The organism is Pleionea sediminis (genome assembly GCF_007570825.1).
Classification (GTDB): Bacteria; Pseudomonadota; Gammaproteobacteria; order Enterobacterales; family Kangiellaceae; genus Pleionea; species Pleionea sediminis.
The window spans coordinates 1782976-1799087 of record NZ_SUNB01000001.1; the positions used below are offsets into that span (position 1 = coordinate 1782976).

Below are 16112 nucleotides of genomic sequence, written 5' to 3' on the forward strand. Positions count from 1 at the left end.
GGTAAGAAAGGAATGCTGAATTATCTAGAGTTTAACTCTTCGCTGAAAAACAATCTCAAATATCTAATTCCGGATGGAGTTAGAGAAAAAATTCACCCAAGACGATTTCAGTGTTTTTCAATTGGAGCTCCAAAATCTGGAACAACGTCTATAGCTGGGATGTTTAATAAGAATTTTCGAGCATCGCATGAACCAGAAAGACGCTCAATAATATATTCTATTCAAGAACACTACAATAAAAATATTTCCGATGACGACTTTATTCATAAGTTAAGAAAGAGAGATAAGAGAGTTTGGCTAGAAATTGAGTCTAACTGTTTTTTAGGATACAGAATCGATTTACTTTACAGAGCTTTCCCTGGGGCAAAGTTTATTATGTCGGTTAGATCGCCTCGCTCTTGGCTAGACTCGATGATGAATCATACAATCAATTACCCTCCATCTAGTGAAGATGTAATTAAAATATGGCACTCCATATTTTTTAGACATTCTGAATTTGAGTACACTAAGTTTGATCACTTATTAAAGGACTATAATGTCTATCCGATAGAATCGTATTTGCGATTCTGGGCTAAATCGATCGAAGATACTCTAAATACAATACCTAGAGAGCAGTTGTTAATAGTTGATACTTTAAATTTTGACGATAGTATTAATAATGTCGTGAAGTTTCTTGATATTCAACGAAGTGATTTAGACTTTTGCTCAAGTCACTTGAATAAAGCACCTGAAAAATATCATTTATTAGAAAAAATAGATGACTGCTATTTAAGAGAAGTAATAGATAATATATGTACTCCGATACAGTATAAATTAAATAGCATTAATTAAATTTGTCTTTAAATTTTAATATTGGATGTTCGAAAAGAGCCCATGATAGTCTTGCTAATATATACATAATCAAAACAAGTGCAAAATAATGACTGAAAATAGTTATTAAAGTTTCTATCCAAGAATAATTTTGAAATGACTGATTCCAATATCCTAACCAAACGACAACGATTGGTAGGTGAAATAAGTACATAGCATAACTTACTTTACCAATAGACTTTATGGGTGAGAACTCTAAACATCTTATAATGATGTTCTGGTCACTTTGAGACTGACTTATAAGTAATATCAAGCAGCCAAATAATAATGCAACCGTAGTTTGATTGAGCATTCCTATACCTAAGGCCACTGAAGTGAAATTACTAAATAGGGCAATTTGAGCTAAAATAATCAGAGTGAATGCTATAGTACCAACCTGAGAGATTTTAATTAGTATATCTGTTTTTTTCTCACTAACATAAATGCCAATAAGCGAGCCGATAGCTATGGCGTCCCATCTTGCGAAAGTAAAGTTATAAGCCGCACTTTTACCAATGTTTTCAATATTGAAGAAATCTGGCATTTGAGTGAATAAGAATGTTCGGATAATCGGAGCTGATACGATCATAAAAACACAAATTAGCTTTAATGTACTATTTCTAAAAAAAAGTACACAAAGTGGCCAGATTAAATAATATTGTTCCTCTATCGCCAGAGACCAAAGTGGTGCCAATGCTCCCTGTTCACTAAATGGTCTAATCCAATTTTGAAGGTATAACCAGTACCAGAGTTGATCGCTTTTAGAATTGGCTAGCCATTCTGGCATAAATCCAAGTAAAGGAATCAACACAAAAAAGATTATAAGGGCCAAATAGTAGACAGGAAAAATGCGCAAACTTCGTCGAATATAGAAGTTTTTCAAAAAGCCGGGCTTGAATTGATCTTTCAATAATATTTGCGTGATCAAAAAACCAGAGATAACAAAAAATAGCTGAACGCCTACCCAGCCCATATTGGTTATTAAATTAAAAGGCTTCTGTATGGCGCTTGTTACAGGCCAGTTTAGACTTGATGATATATGTCCAAACATGACCCATAAAATGGCTACTGCTCTCAGTCCATCGAGACCTTTAATATATCCTTGATGCATAAGTGTTAAATACTACTTTGATTTTTCAAATAATAATACGAATCGGTCAGTTTTATTTCGAACTTTTGATTCCCAAATATTCATTGTTTTGTCATCACTTTCAACTTTTAATGCTTCGGACTGGTCGATTAAAACAAAGCCGTTAGACTTGAATACATCCTTCACAAAGTTTTCGTCTATGCGATGCGTTTTTGAGGTTAATGATATTTCACTTCCAAGAGGAGCGGAGTGATCGATAACAAGCACACGACCGGTAGCGGATAAGTTTTCATGAAGTTGTTTAAAGAAATTCTGGATTTTTGAGTCTCTTTGATCTGACTGTTCCGGGACATAAAAATCGTGAAAAACTTTAGATAATAATATTAAGTCAACTTTTTCTGGGAATTCGAAATTATCTGTCTCGCCAGTAACTGCTTTCACATTTTTCAGTCTATTACCTTCAAGACGCTCGTTAATAGCTGATTTAATGTCTTCTCTCTCTGCTTTTTTGGGTACATTGTGAAGAAAGACTTGGCCATTGGGTCCTACTAGATATGCCATAAGCTCTGTGTAATACCCCGAACCTGCCATGAAATCAGCGGCTTTCATTCCTTTTTCTAGTTGTGAGAACTCTAATATAGCAGCTGGTTTTCGCCTAGAATCTTGCTTGGTGTCACTTTTAGGCCGAGACTGATTGTAGACTGCCTCTTCAAATTCATTCTTTGGTTCTGGTGGCTTATTACAACCGGATAGAGTAAATAAAAGTACCGCGAATAGGCTGATATATTTCATGAAATTACCTGTAATCCATTAGTTGGCTCGAAAATATCCTATATTAATTTGAGGCAGCTCACAATATATTGATTATCAATCTTAAAATTTATATCAATTGTTTAGAGCCATATTTTTAAACGTTCTCAATGGTATTTAGGATAGCATGCAAGGTCGACAAATACTGTGATGAAATCATGAATGAACTGTGAGAAAGTCATCATTTTAATTGGATTTCGGGGGTATACTTTCCTAAGTCGATGACTTAAAATTTCATCTCAAAATTGGGAACACGCGTTACAGGACGAACGGGAAAGCAGATGTTGGAAGAAAGCTTATTGCTATTATCACTCTTTGGAGTTATCTATAGCTATTTCATATACCCAATTGTGTTAATACTCTTCAAGAAGTTTGGCAAAAACAACTCGACTTCAAATTCTGAAACGAACCATCCTTTTCCGAAAATTAGCTTTATCATTACAGCTTATAATGAAGAGCAAAACATAAGGCAGAAGCTAGAAAATACTTTGTCATGTGATTATGGCGGCGAGTTAGAGATATTGGTCGCATCTGACGGCTCATCTGATAAGACAAATCAGTATGTGTCTGAGTTTGCAAGTCAAGGCGTCCAGCTGGTGAATGTGAAAGAGCGCCTAGGAAAGGAAAACGCGCAAAAGGCTGCCATTGCTCATGCTTCCGGAAATATAATTGTCTTCTCTGATGTTTCTACACGAATTGAACCGCACGCGATTGAACAAATAGCAACCGCATTTAAAGACCCCTCTGTCGGAGCTGTTTCAAGCGAAGACCGTTTTATGTCGCAATCAGGAGAGATTGTGGGAGAAGGTGCTTATGTTAAATATGAAATGTGGCTAAGAGGTCTGGAAAGTCAGGTACACAGTCTGGTCGGGTTGAGTGGTTCGTTTTTCGCGGCTCGTAAAGAGATTTGTGAGCATTGGGACATCACTGTCCCTAGCGACTTTAATACTGCGCTTAATAGTGTCGAAAAAGGATTTCGCGCGATTACCGATCCCGAGCTTCTAGGGTTTTATCCCGATATTAAAAATAGCAGTAATGAATACCAAAGAAAGGTAAGAACTGTTATCCGAGGTATTGCAGCTCTTGCGGAAAAACGACAAGTCTTGAATCCCTTTAAATTTGGCTTCTTCTCATTTCAGGTATTTAGTCATAAAGTAATGCGTTGGATGGTTCCCTGGTTCATGATTTCGTCCTTATTACTGAACACTCTGCTAATTGGGCAGCATTTTATCTGGTCATTGCTGCTATACGGACAAATTCTATTTTACACTTTGGTGTTACTTGGGTGGTTGATACCATCACTTCAAAAACTCTCTATTATTAAATTGAGTTTTTTCTTTGTTCAAGTAAATCTTGCGATATTGCATGCGACATTCATGTTTTTAAGCGGTAAGCGAATTACTAAATGGGAACCTTCGAAGCGATGAGTTCAAAAAAGCTTACGGTTGTACATGTTGTCTCGGGAGATCTTTGGGCTGGCGCTGAAGTTCAAGTATACACATTGTTAACTGCTCTTCACTCACTTCAATCAATCACTGCTAAAGCAATTGTATTAAATCAGGGGACGTTAGCAAATCGTCTAAAAAAGGCAGGTATCGAAGTTGAAGTTATTGAGGAGTCAAAAAACTCAACACTAGAGATATATAAAAAGGTTAAAAATACTTTAACTCATTGGAAACCCGATGTTGTACATACTCATCGAGAAAAAGAAAATATAATCGGCAGCTTTGCAGCTAAAGCAATCAATGCACTTTCAGTGAGAACAATGCATGGTGCTCCTGAGCATAAATTTAACTGGAAAAAACCTCATAAACTTATCATTCGAGCACTTGACCGTTTTTGTGCTAAGCAAATACAGCAAAAATGCATTTCTGTCTCTACTGAATTAGCCACTTATGCAAAAAAGTTTGCAGGTGAGAAGCACGTTGTCACCATTGAAAACGCGATTGATGCTACTGAGTTAAAAAAGTATGTCTCAGAGACAAATGATAAGTTAATTAGCCAGCCAATAAAACTCGGTATTGTTGGACGTTTAGTTCCAATAAAACGAATTGATCGATGCATTAATGCGATTAAGAGCTTGATTGATAAAGGATATCCTGTCCAGTGTGAAATCATCGGAGATGGACCTTTAAGATCAACTCTTGAACTTCTCGTGAAAGAAAAAAAAATGTCACATAACATCTTTTTTCGAGGACATTGTGAAAACGTACATCGGTTGATCGCTAATTTGGATGCTTTAATTATTTGTTCTGATCACGAAGGATTGCCAATGGTGTTGCTTGAAGCTATGTATCTGGGGGTGCCCGTGATTGCTAGTGCGGTTGGTGCGATTCCATCGGTTCTATCTGATGGTGCTTGCGGTGAACTTGTCGAAGATTTAACTGAAACAGGGTTTTCTATCGCCTTGGGTAAAGTCATTGAATCCCCTGAAAAGTCGAGACATAAAGCGCAACTCGCACATGCGCGAATTGTTAAACACTATTCAGCAGAAGATAATGCACGAAAATATGTAAGTTTGTATCGTTCTCTTGGGCAACCGCGAGTACAGGATAATTGTGAGTTAAATCGACAATGAAAGTCGCGCAGTTTATTGATACCAAATCGGTAGGTGGAGCAGAGACGATGATGTTTCGCCTAACCTTAGCTATGCATCAAAAAAATATCGATGTCGTCTTGCTTCATATGGGTAATAATTATCTAGTTAATCTATGTAATAAACATGGAATTCCGCATGAAGAGGTTCCATTTCAACATTTATACCAATCGATTTTTACGGCGCAATTCTTTTCACTCAAGTTTGCAAAATATCTCGAAGAGAAGAAAATTGATGTTCTACATACCCATTTATACGGACCTGTGACAGGTACTTTTCTAGGAGCTTTTACAAAAAAAATAAAACACATTGCAACTTTGCATGATGTTTACCTAGTGCAGCAGCGTTTCGGGCGAGGGTTTTTGTTAGGTTTGGCAAGCAAGCTTCGTACTAAACTGATATCAGTTTCTAAAGATATGGCGCTTTTTTATGATAACTACATTCCTTTAAAAGCCAACATAAAAACTATCTATAACGGTATTGCTATTCCTGAAAATCAAATCAATAAGAGAAATGAGAGTAAAACAATAACGCTTATATCTGTTGGCAGGTTGGTAGCATTAAAGCGTCCTAAGCAATTAGTTGTAGCGTTAGAGCGAGTTATTAAAAGTAATAATGTTGTATTAAAGTTTGTCGGAGATGGGCCTGAGTTTGAATCGTTAAAGAAATTAGTCTCTAAGCTCGGATTGACGGAGAAAGTCGAGCTTCTTGGGCATCGAGATGATGTTCAAGAGTTACTAAATGCTGCAGACATCTTTTTACTCAATTCTGAAACCGAAGGGTTATCTTGTAGTATTATTGAGGCGATGGCTTCATCCTTACCCTGTATTGTTTCTGATGTTGGTGGAAATCGAGAACTTATTAAATCTGATGTCAACGGTTATCTGTACCAAAAAGACGATATTCAAGAGCTGTCAGATAGGGTCGTCAAACTTATTAAAAATAATGAGCTAAGAATTAAAATGGGAGAACAGAGCTTTCAGAAAGCAAGAAATATGTTCTCCATAGAAAAAATGACAGAAGACTATTTGTCGCTCTATCAGCGTTAGGATTATTCATTTATGAAAATACTTTGGTTATCTCACTTTATTCCTTATCCACCTAAAGGTGGCGTTTTGCAAAGGGGATATCATTTAGTTAAAGAGACAGCAAAGCATCACGAGTTACATTTACTTGCTTTCAACCAGAAAGCACTATTGAAGCCTCTATTCTCATCTGTCGAAGAAGGTGTGCGACAATCGAAAGAGCATTTATCGGATTACTGCAAATCGATAACGCTTGTTGATCTGCCCGCGGACAATCATCGTTTTTCCAAGTATTGGATTGCTTTGAAAAGTCTTATAACGGCACCTTATACGATGAACTGGTTATTTAGTAAAGAGTACGGACAAGCAATAATAGAAATTTTAGCGAAAGAAAAATTCGATTACATACATTTTGATACGATAAGCCTTGCTCCATTTAAAAAATATTGTGGTGATATACCGACATCGTTAGATCATCATAATATTGAGTCACATATGCTTCTTAGACGCGCACAAAAAGAATCTAATCTCCTAAAGAAAATGTATTACTATCAGGAGGGCGTGCGTTTAGAAAAATATGAAAAAATGTATTGTCCTCAGTTTAACTTTAACTTCACCTGCTCTGATGTTGATACTCAAAGACTGAAGGACATTTCACCAAAAAGTAAAGTCTTTACTATTCCAAATGGCGTTGATGTCAATTTCTTTAAGCCAAACAAAGAAGTTCCGAAAGAGAAGAGGTTGATATTTATTGGCCGCCTAAATTGGTATCCCAATACAGAAGCTATTCGGTTTATCGTTAAAGAAATCTGGCCAAGAATCAAAGATCTCGATTCTGAGCTTGTATTTGATATTGTAGGTGCCAATCCTCCTGATGACGTTGTTGCATTGGCAGAGCAAGAAGAGCGGCTGAATGTTCATGGATTTGTCGATGACATTAGTTACTTTTTCGATAGCGCCATCGCATATATTTGTCCTATAAAAGATGGTGGTGGTACCAAGTTAAAGATCTTGGATGCTTTAGCCAGTGCAAATGCAATAATTGCGGACCCTATAGCCTGTGAAGGTATTGATGTAACGGCAGAAGAAAATGTCCTATTTGCTGTTACTGGTGATGAATATGCGGCTCAAATTAAACGTGTATTGGATGATGAAACGGTGCGTACTAAATTAGAAGAAAATGCACGTCAATTAGCTGAAAAGAAGTATGCATTTGAGTCAATTGGTAAAGCTTTGTCTGATTTATTTAATACATACTAATCGTAAGAGTATAACGAGTATATGAGAGCTGCCAAAATACTAATTTACTTTTTAGCAAAGTTTACCGGAGTGTTCTTTGTGTTTCGTAAGCTGACGTCAAGCAAGCTTAGGATACTCTGTTATCATGGCGTTTCGCTGGATAAAGAACACGAGTTCTTTGATAAGCTTTTTATCACTCGTAATACTTTCGAAAAAAGAATGAAATATCTTAAAAGCGCAAGATATCCGGTAATCACTTTAGATGAAGGCGTAAAAAATCTTAAGAGAGAATCCTACCCCGATTGTGCGACAGTGATAACTTTTGATGATGGCTGGTCAGGAGTCTATTCGGAAATTTCTGAGTTTATGTATTCACAGAACCTTCCATGGACACTGTATCTTTCTACGTATTATGTCGATAAACAAACTCAGGTTTTTAATATTGTTTTTCAGTATTTACTTGGTGTAACGAGTGAATCAAGCACAAAATTTGAATTTACTAAGCTGAATGAAACGAAAGATTACGATTTATCAACAGATGCCAGTCGAAGTTTGTTTTATGACGATGTTTATAATTATGCTAATAACCACTGTAACGCAAAAGAAAGACAGCAGCTTCTCGTTGACTTAATGTCTTTGCTTAAAGTAGATGCTAAATGGATTTTTGATAACAGTTGCTTCAAATACGTGACAATTCAAGAATGCCAGGAATTAGTAAAGCGTGGTGTCGCAATTGAGCTTCATACTCATCGGCATACTTTTCCTCCAGATAACATTGATAAATCGAAATTAGAAATATTAGAGAATCGCAAGCGAATCATTGATATTGTGGGTGAAAATACTCATCACTTTTGTTATCCAAGTGGAGTGTATGCAGAAGCTCAATTCGAAATGATGCGTTCGATTGATGTGCATTCAGCAACAACTGTTAAAGCGGGACTAAACGATTCATCGGTTAATGTATATGAGCTTAATCGGTTTTTAGACAGTGAATCTATTAAACAGATAGAATTTGAAGCTGAAATGTGTGGCTTTGCAACTTTTATCCGAAAAGTTTTACGTTAATAAGTGACTACTTGAATGCTTTTCAATTCCATAGACTTCCTAATCTTTCTGCCAATAGTTTTTGCTCTTTATTGGCTTGCATCGAGTAAAAACATTCGACTGCAAAATATTATCTTAATCATTGCTAGTTACGTATTTTATGGCTGGTGGGATTGGAGATTTCTATCATTAATATTAATCAGTACCGTTGTTGATTACACGATTGGACGGTTTTTAGATAAAACTCATAATCAAACGGGTCGACGACTACTTTTATTTACCAGTATTACGGTTAACCTCGGCTTATTAGGATTTTTTAAGTATTACAACTTCTTTGTTGATAGTTTCGTTCAAGCATTTACATTCTTCGGCTTCGAGCTGTCGACACGTGGGCTTGATATCATTCTTCCAGTAGGTATTAGCTTTTATACTTTTCAAACATTAAGTTATACAATAGATATATATCGAAGAAAATTACATGCTGATCGTGAGTTCTTATCAGTGTGCGCTTTTGTTAGCTTTTTCCCACAATTAGTTGCCGGTCCTATTGAAAGAGCGACCCACCTTTTGCATCAATTCGATGTTGAACGAAAGTTCAGCTATACCCACGCAGTGGATGGTATGCGACAAATCTTGTGGGGATTTTTCAAGAAAATTGTCATCGCAGACAATTGTGCTATTTATGCTAATATGATTTTTAATGGGTCTGCTGATTTATCCGGTGGAGTCTTGCTTTTAGGCGCAATCTTTTTTGCTTTTCAAATTTATGGTGACTTTTCAGGTTACTCAGATATAGCAATCGGTACAGCGCGATTGTTTGGCTTTGAGTTACGAAGAAACTTTGCTTATCCATATTTTTCTCGTGATATTTCAGAGTTTTGGAGACGTTGGCATATTTCTCTTTCCAGTTGGTTTAGGGATTACGTATACATTCCGCTTGGTGGGAGCCGAGTTGGACAAGCAAAAAAAATAAGAAATGTGTTTGTTATCTTTTTGGTATCCGGCTTCTGGCACGGTGCTAACTGGACCTTTATTATTTGGGGGGCACTACATGCTTTATACTACATTCCTATTTTGTTAGCTGATAAAAATCGAGAGTACATCGAAATTGTGGCGAAAGATAAGCTATTACCAACATTTAAGGAGTTTACTCAAATGTCTATTACGTTTTTATTGGTGGTACTAGCCTGGGTGTTTTTTAGGGCTGAGAATATGACGCATGCAATAAGCTATTTATCGACAATATTTTCGGTTAAGTTGTTTGATCCATTTGTGATGGATCAATTTTATCAAGCTATGGGAACTTTATTACTAGTATCGGCATTTATGTGTGTTGAATGGTTAGGAAGAGATAGAGATCATCCTCTGGCCAAAGTTGATGTTATCTCGAGTCGCTCCATAAGATGGATTGTATATTTGGGTGTTATGTTGTCTATTTATATGTTCGGTAATTACTCATCGTCCCTAGAATTTATTTACTTTCAGTTTTAAATTATGAAACGATTTTTGATAAATGGCTTTAAATTCTTAATTGTTGTTATCGCAATTAATATAATTGTTCTGGTAGCCGTTACGCCAGGCTATTTTGCTCCTTACGAGGAAAGTAGCTTGAAATTTGATGAGTACATTCTTGCTGACTCTCACGGTTTAGCTATAAATGATTTTGCTGAAAAATATGGCATATATAATTTTTCTGCAGCAAGTGACTCGTACAGCGATATGGCAAGAAAACTCGATTATTTAATCGAAAATACTCAAGTAAAAAAAGTATACATTACATTAGATGACCACATTCTCTCTCCCTATAGGGACAAGCATAATAACAACGACCGTTCCATTAAGTACCTTAGTTTCACTACTATAATTTCCGACTATTCGTTGATTAAAGAAGTCTTGCAGAGATATTTTGTTTTACTGAACCCTAAGGTTAGAGACTATCTAAACTCATTTGCTAAGTCCCAGATTAAACGTATCTTAAAGCCAGAAGAGGTCGGTGAAGATACCGAATGGAGTGAGTTACCTTTGGAAGCGAGAAAGAGAATTGCCCAGTCGCGTTATGAGCTTCAATTTAACTATTCGGGATACTCTGAATTAATGCGCCAAAAGTTTTCAGAAATAGTTCAAAAATGTCGTGACAACAATATCGAAATCATTGGAATTCGATATCCGTTAAGTGGTGTCTATCTTAATTTGGTCAATCAAGATGATAAGCAAGTTTTGCAATTAGCCAAAGAAAATCAAATTAGAGTATTGGACTTCAAGCATGAGTTTAAAGATCGTCCAGACTACTTTTTAAATCAAGATCATTTGAATCGAAGAGGCGGGGCCAAGTTAGCAGAGCTAATTGGCGAAATTCGATAATAAGTTACTGGACGGTTACGTCAGAAGGTGGATTAGGCCTGACTTCAGAAAGGCAGCCTATCCGTTGAGTTGATATGACTAATGCATCGATATATCGAGTTTGTTCTCTAGGAGAGCCATCGCCATTCCAATAATTCGATAACATTATGGCATTCAAACCATAGCTATCCCAATTTCCAACCCAGTTAATATTGGTTTTGGATGCACTTGAGTCGCCATTAATAAACAGTTCAAATTCACCGTTAGTTAAACCTGAGTCATTGAGCTTAACTCGAGATTCTACGCATACCCAATCTCCTTTTTGAAAGGTTGTATCAGCATCTAAGGCACCCAGCCAGGTAAAATTAGCAAAGTCATTGTATTTTGTTGTTACGAGCTGGTCGTTTTTGATTCCTGATACTGGGTCAATTTGTAGGTGGTCACGTCTCGAAGAGTTTGCCCAGACATGACCAATCATTGCTTGTGCCCAGTTGGAATTAGCCATAATCGTAATTCTGCTTAATTTGTCGGGATAACCTTCAAAATCGTTTGGAAGTTTCACGTAAAAACGCCAGTATATTTCAGAAAAGTTCTGATCAGATTGAATCGTGCTATTTAGGGGTGAACGTCCGAAGTTGACATGCATTGCTCCAGCGCTTTGCTCTCCTGGTTGCCAAAGTACTCTGGCTGAGTAATTGCCATGAGCTGATTCTTCTGTTGAGCGAATAAAGTCACCTTCGTCATTATCAAAGTCGTAATAGCGGCTGGCGTCAATTTGTAATTCTGAATTTCCTTGGGTCTCAAAGCTATCGCAAAATAATACCGCTGGATTTGGGCTAGAGCCCTGGGGACAAAATGATTCGTCTCCAAGCACAGAATTTGCTGAAGCACCTAATATTAAAAGTAGACAGTATCTATTTATCATTCGACGCTAACTCCTGTTGGCGTCTTTGGGCGCTTTCCCACATAACCGATCTCCTCTCGGCCTGTTATGTAAGCGCCGATGGTTACCGCTTCTTTTCCCGCACCAATTAATGGAGAATCAGGAGATAAGCGATAATTCCTGGCAGACTTATCAACAAATACTGGGTCGACGTTTGTGCTGTTTTGGTCGAAACTCTCGCTACTTTTCCAAGAGCTAAAAGAGTTATAACGTTTTTCATTATCGGTAAATACATTCAAAACGAATTGTTCAGCATCGTGATAATTATTGAAGTTTAATTCGCTAATTTGAGCATTGGTAGGACCTGTCCGGAACGCACTTTTTCCTAATGGACCGAAAACTAGATTATTATAAATATTCGCGTTTTTAACGTTTTCAATCCATATCGCTGAACCGTCAGCTGTGATTGTATTGTTCCACACATGGAATCCATCATTAACGCCTGATGCGTCACTAGCATCAAGCCTTATCGCATCTTTTACACCATAAATTACATTTTGCGTTATTCGTTGATTAACATGAGGAGCATTTCCTGTGCCGGCGACGTCATAGAATAATCCGCGAGTCACTGTATGAATAATGTTAAAGCGAATTAATGCCCCCGTGCCACCTGAGGAGCGTTTGTGATAGACACCGTTGTAGGCGTTGTACATGGTGTTTTTTTCAATGATGACATCTTCCATACCGAAACTGGTAATTGCAGAAGCATTCTGGTTACTTACGCCGTCTACAGTTACATTGTGAATCAAATTATTGCGTGCTGTAGAAAATGTTGTATTATCAAATCGAATTCCCGCGACATTTGCACCGGCGATACCATCAATATTAAAAATAATATTGTCTTCTAGCGTTATATGGGAAGCATTAGCAGCGGTCATTATTCCTGCCGAAAAATCAGTACGGCCACGAATATTTCTTATGATAAATCCTTTCACAGTGATATAGGAGCGTCCAGAAATATAGAAACCGATGCCGCCATTTGACTGATCAATAATAACTGAGTCACCAGGATTGGCTTGATAAATGATAGGCGCGTTTGCAGTACCTGAATTTTGGGGTTTTAAACCTCTTACGTCGGTACCTGGAGATTGATTTGAGAGCTCTGTATAGACTCCTTCTTTAACAATTACTGTATCACCTGCCTGAACAGTATTTGCTGCTTTTTGAATAGTGAGCCAAGGTGAGCTCTCACTCCCGCTGTTGGCATCACTTGCTGATTCGTGTTGGTTATCTACATAATAGGTTGCTGCGAACAGAGGACCTGCAACAATCAGTATTATCATAGCTAACATGAATCTGAATGGGAGTTTCATAGTTATTCCTCACATTTATGCGATCTGAATCTGCGCCAATTCAGAACTGAGTCTTCCATTACCTTGAATAATCAGATTCCGAAATGCACACTCATTAAGGCTAAATTATAAACTAGTATCGGTTCGTCCCTAAATTACTTAATGTATTCTCGTATATTTTGTGAGAGGGGTCTCACCAATATTATTTATAACTCATATATATCAAAAATGATATATTTAACTGAGACCTTAAACGTTTAAATTATTTCGTTTATACAAAAATGCTCTATTAAAAACACATCATATAAGTTTCAAAGTTAACTCTTAACCTTGTTTCGATGGCTAAAGAAGGTTAAAAACGAGAGCTTGTTCGTGAGTTTTAATAAAGCAATTTTCAAAGGTTTTGCGACGCGTTGCTCAAAGTGAATAACCATTAAGTAAGAAATTACTAACATTAAAAGCGTTGACACTAAAACCGCTAACTCTGGACCGATAAAGGGTTCTAAATAATCCAAAAGAATTTTTCCGGCTCGGTTGTGAATAAGGTACAACGGATAGGTCAGAGCGCCCAATGAAATAATGGAGCCGTGCCATTGCTGATGAAACTTTATTTTACCTGAAGCAAGTAGCCAAAATGCAACATAGAATACGACGACGACTCCGATAGATACATATCGCTCAAATTCTGTGGCGTTGGCTAAAAATCCAGGTGACGTTTGATACGTCGATACGGCGGCGAGAGGTAGAGTTAAAAAATAAATTATTGTAAAAAATAAAGTGTCTTGTTTGTTATACATTAAAAAGCTACATACGCCGGCGATGAAAAAAGCAGAGTATTCAGGTGAAATAAACCATCCCATAAAAAACGGTTGTTTGAATAAAAGAAACGTTATTGTCGCAATAAACCATATTGATACCCATATTTTTGCGCGTCGTATAACACCAAAGCTAATTAATAAGAAAATACAGAAATAGAATTGCAATTCTTTTGCTAATGTCCAGTAAACACCATCAATATTCGATACTTTGACAAAGCTTTGAAGCATGGTCATGTTTACAATGTACTGCTTGAGCTCTACTGCTGAAGCACTGTCTCCAATCAACCAAACGGCGAGTGCTGTGATTGACACACACAACCAATAGATAGGATATAAGCGAGCAAACCGAGCGGCGGCGAATTCGATATTATTTCTATTAAAAGCAGAAGCTAAAATAACAAAACCGCTGATCATAAAAAATAGGGGAACACCGAGAAAGCCATATTGGGCAATCAAATAGATGCTATCTAAAAGAGTCGAGCTCGAGGGATTGTCAATGACAAACCAGGCAACATAATGAAACAGTACCACACCGAGTGCCGCAATAAACCGAAATAAATCCAATTCAATAAGTCGCATTATGTCGTTCCCTCAATAATTTTATATCTTATCTGCTTTTAAATAGTTGCAACAACTCGACAACAATATTTCTTTGAAACGCCGCTACAAATATTAAAAAAGTGAAGCCAGCGAGTGAAAATTGAAATATTAACTGATACACCGCAGTCATGCTTTGATAAAAGTCTCTAAATAACCACTGCGAAGCAAATGTTACAGCAAACATTACAATTGACGATACCGAACCAATCAAGATTGTTTTGCTATAGTTGCTAATTGCAACACCCGAATTTGAAAGGCTTGTTAGCATCCAAATAATGGTAACAACGGGATAAACTGAAACCCATGCAATGACTACAGATTCAAAGCTGTCCAGAGCCGCTATAAGGATAGAAAGCATGAGTAAAATAGTCATAACCACATCATATTTAAGTATTTGTGATGCTTTGCCCTGAGAGGTTAGTAAAACTTTATGGTATGAAGACAGCACTTTAAAAAGTTGAACGATACAGAAACCTTTGAATATATAGGTAGTGTTTACCCACTTTTCACCAAGCACAACTAAAATTAAATTGTCAGCGACTAAGAGTGCTCCCATATAAATATGCGACATCAAAAATAAATAGTACTTAAGTACTTTAAGATAGGCACTTGAACTCTTTTCAGAATCATTCTGCCAACGAGAAAACATGGGTAGTAACACCGGGTTAATTAACGGTGAAAGTTTGTCTATTGGCATACTTGAGAGATTTATAGCCGTTGCATAATAACCAAGTAATACTTCATTGTAGAGTTTTCCAATAATTAACCTATCGAATGTCTCGAGTAGTCGAGTGATGGAGTCTGCTATCGATAAAGTTACACCAAATTTCAAGAATGGTTTAACTAATTGAAGACTAAAAGCTACGCTCGGTATCCATTTGCTGACCCACAAGTATCCGATAGACTTGATAAGCCCCAATAGAATTGCTGAGTAAATTAATGTATAAACCCCGAATCCTGAATAGGCCATCCAAACACTAATAATACTTGTGATAAACGAAGCAGACATGTTTATCAATGCGATGTCTTTGAATTGGTAATTTCGGCTCAGAATATTTTGAGGGACTGTTCCAATGGAAGACGTAATAAACATTATGGAAACAAGTTGCGTTATGGGGACGAGTTGTTCATTTTCGAAAATTAACGCATTTGGGTAGGCCAGCCCAAACACTGCGATAGACATTATTAATCCAACTAGAATAGAAAACCAAAATACACTCGATAGTTCAGCTTGATTAACAGTTTCTCTTTGTACGACTCCAGCACCGAGCCCAAGATTGCTAAAGACAAAAATAAATGACGTCAAAAAAGACGCCATTGACATTAATCCGTAATCTTGAGGATCTAAAAGTCGAATAACAACAAATGTAAAAACCCAAGAAATAATCTGGGAGAAAATACTAATAAAAGCATAGGCTTTTCCACCAGTCAGTGTCTTATGCTCTATAGAATCGCTATCGGCCATG

General features: G+C 37.0%; 14 protein-coding genes. 8 read left to right on the forward strand and 6 right to left on the reverse strand.

Annotated features, from left to right (window positions below; translation table 11 throughout):
* Positions 1-12: 12 nt before the first annotated feature.
* The gene (locus FAX86_RS07210) at positions 13-831 is read left to right on the forward strand and encodes a sulfotransferase (RefSeq protein ID WP_144392659.1); all 819 of its coding nucleotides are present in this window, start codon (positions 13-15) and stop codon (positions 829-831) included.
* On the opposite strand, the gene FAX86_RS07215 is transcribed toward FAX86_RS07210, so the two are convergent.
* Positions 824-1960, reverse strand: a complete 1137-nt coding sequence (locus FAX86_RS07215; protein WP_144392660.1) for an acyltransferase family protein — start codon at positions 1958-1960, stop codon at positions 824-826. The two genes, FAX86_RS07210 and FAX86_RS07215, sit on opposite strands and share 8 nt — an antisense overlap.
* A 12-nt stretch (positions 1961-1972) precedes the next feature.
* Positions 1973-2731: a methyltransferase domain-containing protein gene (locus FAX86_RS07220; protein ID WP_144392661.1), complete on the reverse strand. Its 759-nt coding sequence runs from the start codon at positions 2729-2731 to the stop codon at positions 1973-1975.
* Between the two features lie 299 nt (positions 2732-3030).
* Between FAX86_RS07220 and FAX86_RS07225 the strand changes: the two genes are divergently transcribed.
* From FAX86_RS07225 to FAX86_RS07255, 7 genes are all read left to right on the forward strand, one after another.
* The gene (locus tag FAX86_RS07225) at positions 3031-4176 is read left to right on the forward strand and encodes a glycosyltransferase family 2 protein (RefSeq protein ID WP_144392662.1); all 1146 of its coding nucleotides are present in this window, start codon (positions 3031-3033) and stop codon (positions 4174-4176) included.
* Positions 4155-5327 carry a glycosyltransferase gene (locus FAX86_RS07230; RefSeq protein WP_144392663.1) on the forward strand — a complete coding sequence of 391 codons (1173 nt, stop codon included), beginning with the start codon at positions 4155-4157 and terminating at the stop codon, positions 5325-5327. Before FAX86_RS07225 ends, FAX86_RS07230 begins: the two co-directional genes overlap by 22 nt.
* Positions 5324-6394: a glycosyltransferase gene (locus FAX86_RS07235; RefSeq protein ID WP_144392664.1), complete on the forward strand. Its 1071-nt coding sequence runs from the start codon at positions 5324-5326 to the stop codon at positions 6392-6394. The genes FAX86_RS07230 and FAX86_RS07235 overlap by 4 nt, the downstream gene beginning before the upstream one ends.
* A gap of 12 nt (positions 6395-6406) precedes the next feature.
* Entirely contained in the window at positions 6407-7630 is a 1224-nt protein-coding gene (locus FAX86_RS07240) for a glycosyltransferase family 4 protein (RefSeq protein ID WP_144392665.1), read from the forward strand.
* Between the two features lie 78 nt (positions 7631-7708).
* Complete coding sequence (locus tag FAX86_RS07245; protein WP_164503495.1) at positions 7709-8674, forward strand: polysaccharide deacetylase family protein; 966 nt, start codon at positions 7709-7711, stop codon at positions 8672-8674.
* Positions 8675-8689: 15 nt separating this feature from the next.
* Positions 8690-10144: an MBOAT family O-acyltransferase gene (locus tag FAX86_RS07250; protein ID WP_144392667.1), complete on the forward strand. Its 1455-nt coding sequence runs from the start codon at positions 8690-8692 to the stop codon at positions 10142-10144.
* A gap of 3 nt (positions 10145-10147) precedes the next feature.
* Positions 10148-11014, forward strand: coding sequence for an SGNH/GDSL hydrolase family protein (locus FAX86_RS07255; RefSeq protein ID WP_144392668.1), 867 nt, complete (start codon positions 10148-10150; stop codon positions 11012-11014).
* A 4-nt stretch (positions 11015-11018) separates the two neighbouring features.
* Here the strand turns inward: FAX86_RS07255 and FAX86_RS07260 are convergent, their stop codons facing one another.
* From FAX86_RS07260 to FAX86_RS07275, 4 genes are all read right to left on the reverse strand, one after another.
* Positions 11019-11918, reverse strand: a complete 900-nt coding sequence (locus FAX86_RS07260) for a polysaccharide lyase (RefSeq protein WP_144392669.1) — start codon at positions 11916-11918, stop codon at positions 11019-11021.
* Positions 11915-13249, reverse strand: coding sequence for a DUF1565 domain-containing protein (locus FAX86_RS07265; protein WP_144392670.1), 1335 nt, complete (start codon positions 13247-13249; stop codon positions 11915-11917). Before FAX86_RS07265 ends, FAX86_RS07260 begins: the two co-directional genes overlap by 4 nt.
* A gap of 296 nt (positions 13250-13545) precedes the next feature.
* Positions 13546-14625: an acyltransferase family protein gene (locus tag FAX86_RS07270; protein ID WP_144392671.1), complete on the reverse strand. Its 1080-nt coding sequence runs from the start codon at positions 14623-14625 to the stop codon at positions 13546-13548.
* A 28-nt stretch (positions 14626-14653) separates the two neighbouring features.
* Positions 14654-16111 (reverse strand): lipopolysaccharide biosynthesis protein, encoded by a 1458-nt coding sequence (locus tag FAX86_RS07275; RefSeq protein ID WP_144392672.1) that lies wholly within the window; start codon positions 16109-16111, stop codon positions 14654-14656.
* Position 16112: the final 1 nt, after the last annotated feature.

Bases quoted from the DNA above. Each gene is read 5' to 3' on its own strand.
- FAX86_RS07215 (WP_144392660.1), bottom strand. From the start codon at position 1,960: ATGCATCAAGGATATATTAAAGGTCTCGATGGACTGAGAGCAGTAGCC.
- FAX86_RS07250 (WP_144392667.1), top strand. From the start codon at position 8,690: ATGCTTTTCAATTCCATAGACTTCCTAATCTTTCTGCCAATAGTTTTT.
- FAX86_RS07255 (WP_144392668.1), top strand. From the start codon at position 10,148: ATGAAACGATTTTTGATAAATGGCTTTAAATTCTTAATTGTTGTTATC.
- FAX86_RS07225 (WP_144392662.1), top strand. From the start codon at position 3,031: ATGTTGGAAGAAAGCTTATTGCTATTATCACTCTTTGGAGTTATCTAT.
- FAX86_RS07240 (WP_144392665.1), top strand. From the start codon at position 6,407: ATGAAAATACTTTGGTTATCTCACTTTATTCCTTATCCACCTAAAGGT.
- FAX86_RS07270 (WP_144392671.1), bottom strand. From the start codon at position 14,625: ATGCGACTTATTGAATTGGATTTATTTCGGTTTATTGCGGCACTCGGT.
- FAX86_RS07265 (WP_144392670.1), bottom strand. From the start codon at position 13,249: ATGAAACTCCCATTCAGATTCATGTTAGCTATGATAATACTGATTGTT.
- FAX86_RS07220 (WP_144392661.1), bottom strand. From the start codon at position 2,731: ATGAAATATATCAGCCTATTCGCGGTACTTTTATTTACTCTATCCGGT.
- FAX86_RS07260 (WP_144392669.1), bottom strand. From the start codon at position 11,918: ATGATAAATAGATACTGTCTACTTTTAATATTAGGTGCTTCAGCAAAT.
- FAX86_RS07210 (WP_144392659.1), top strand. From the start codon at position 13: ATGCTGAATTATCTAGAGTTTAACTCTTCGCTGAAAAACAATCTCAAA.
- FAX86_RS07275 (WP_144392672.1), bottom strand. From the start codon at position 16,111: ATGGCCGATAGCGATTCTATAGAGCATAAGACACTGACTGGTGGAAAA.
- FAX86_RS07230 (WP_144392663.1), top strand. From the start codon at position 4,155: ATGGGAACCTTCGAAGCGATGAGTTCAAAAAAGCTTACGGTTGTACAT.
- FAX86_RS07235 (WP_144392664.1), top strand. From the start codon at position 5,324: ATGAAAGTCGCGCAGTTTATTGATACCAAATCGGTAGGTGGAGCAGAG.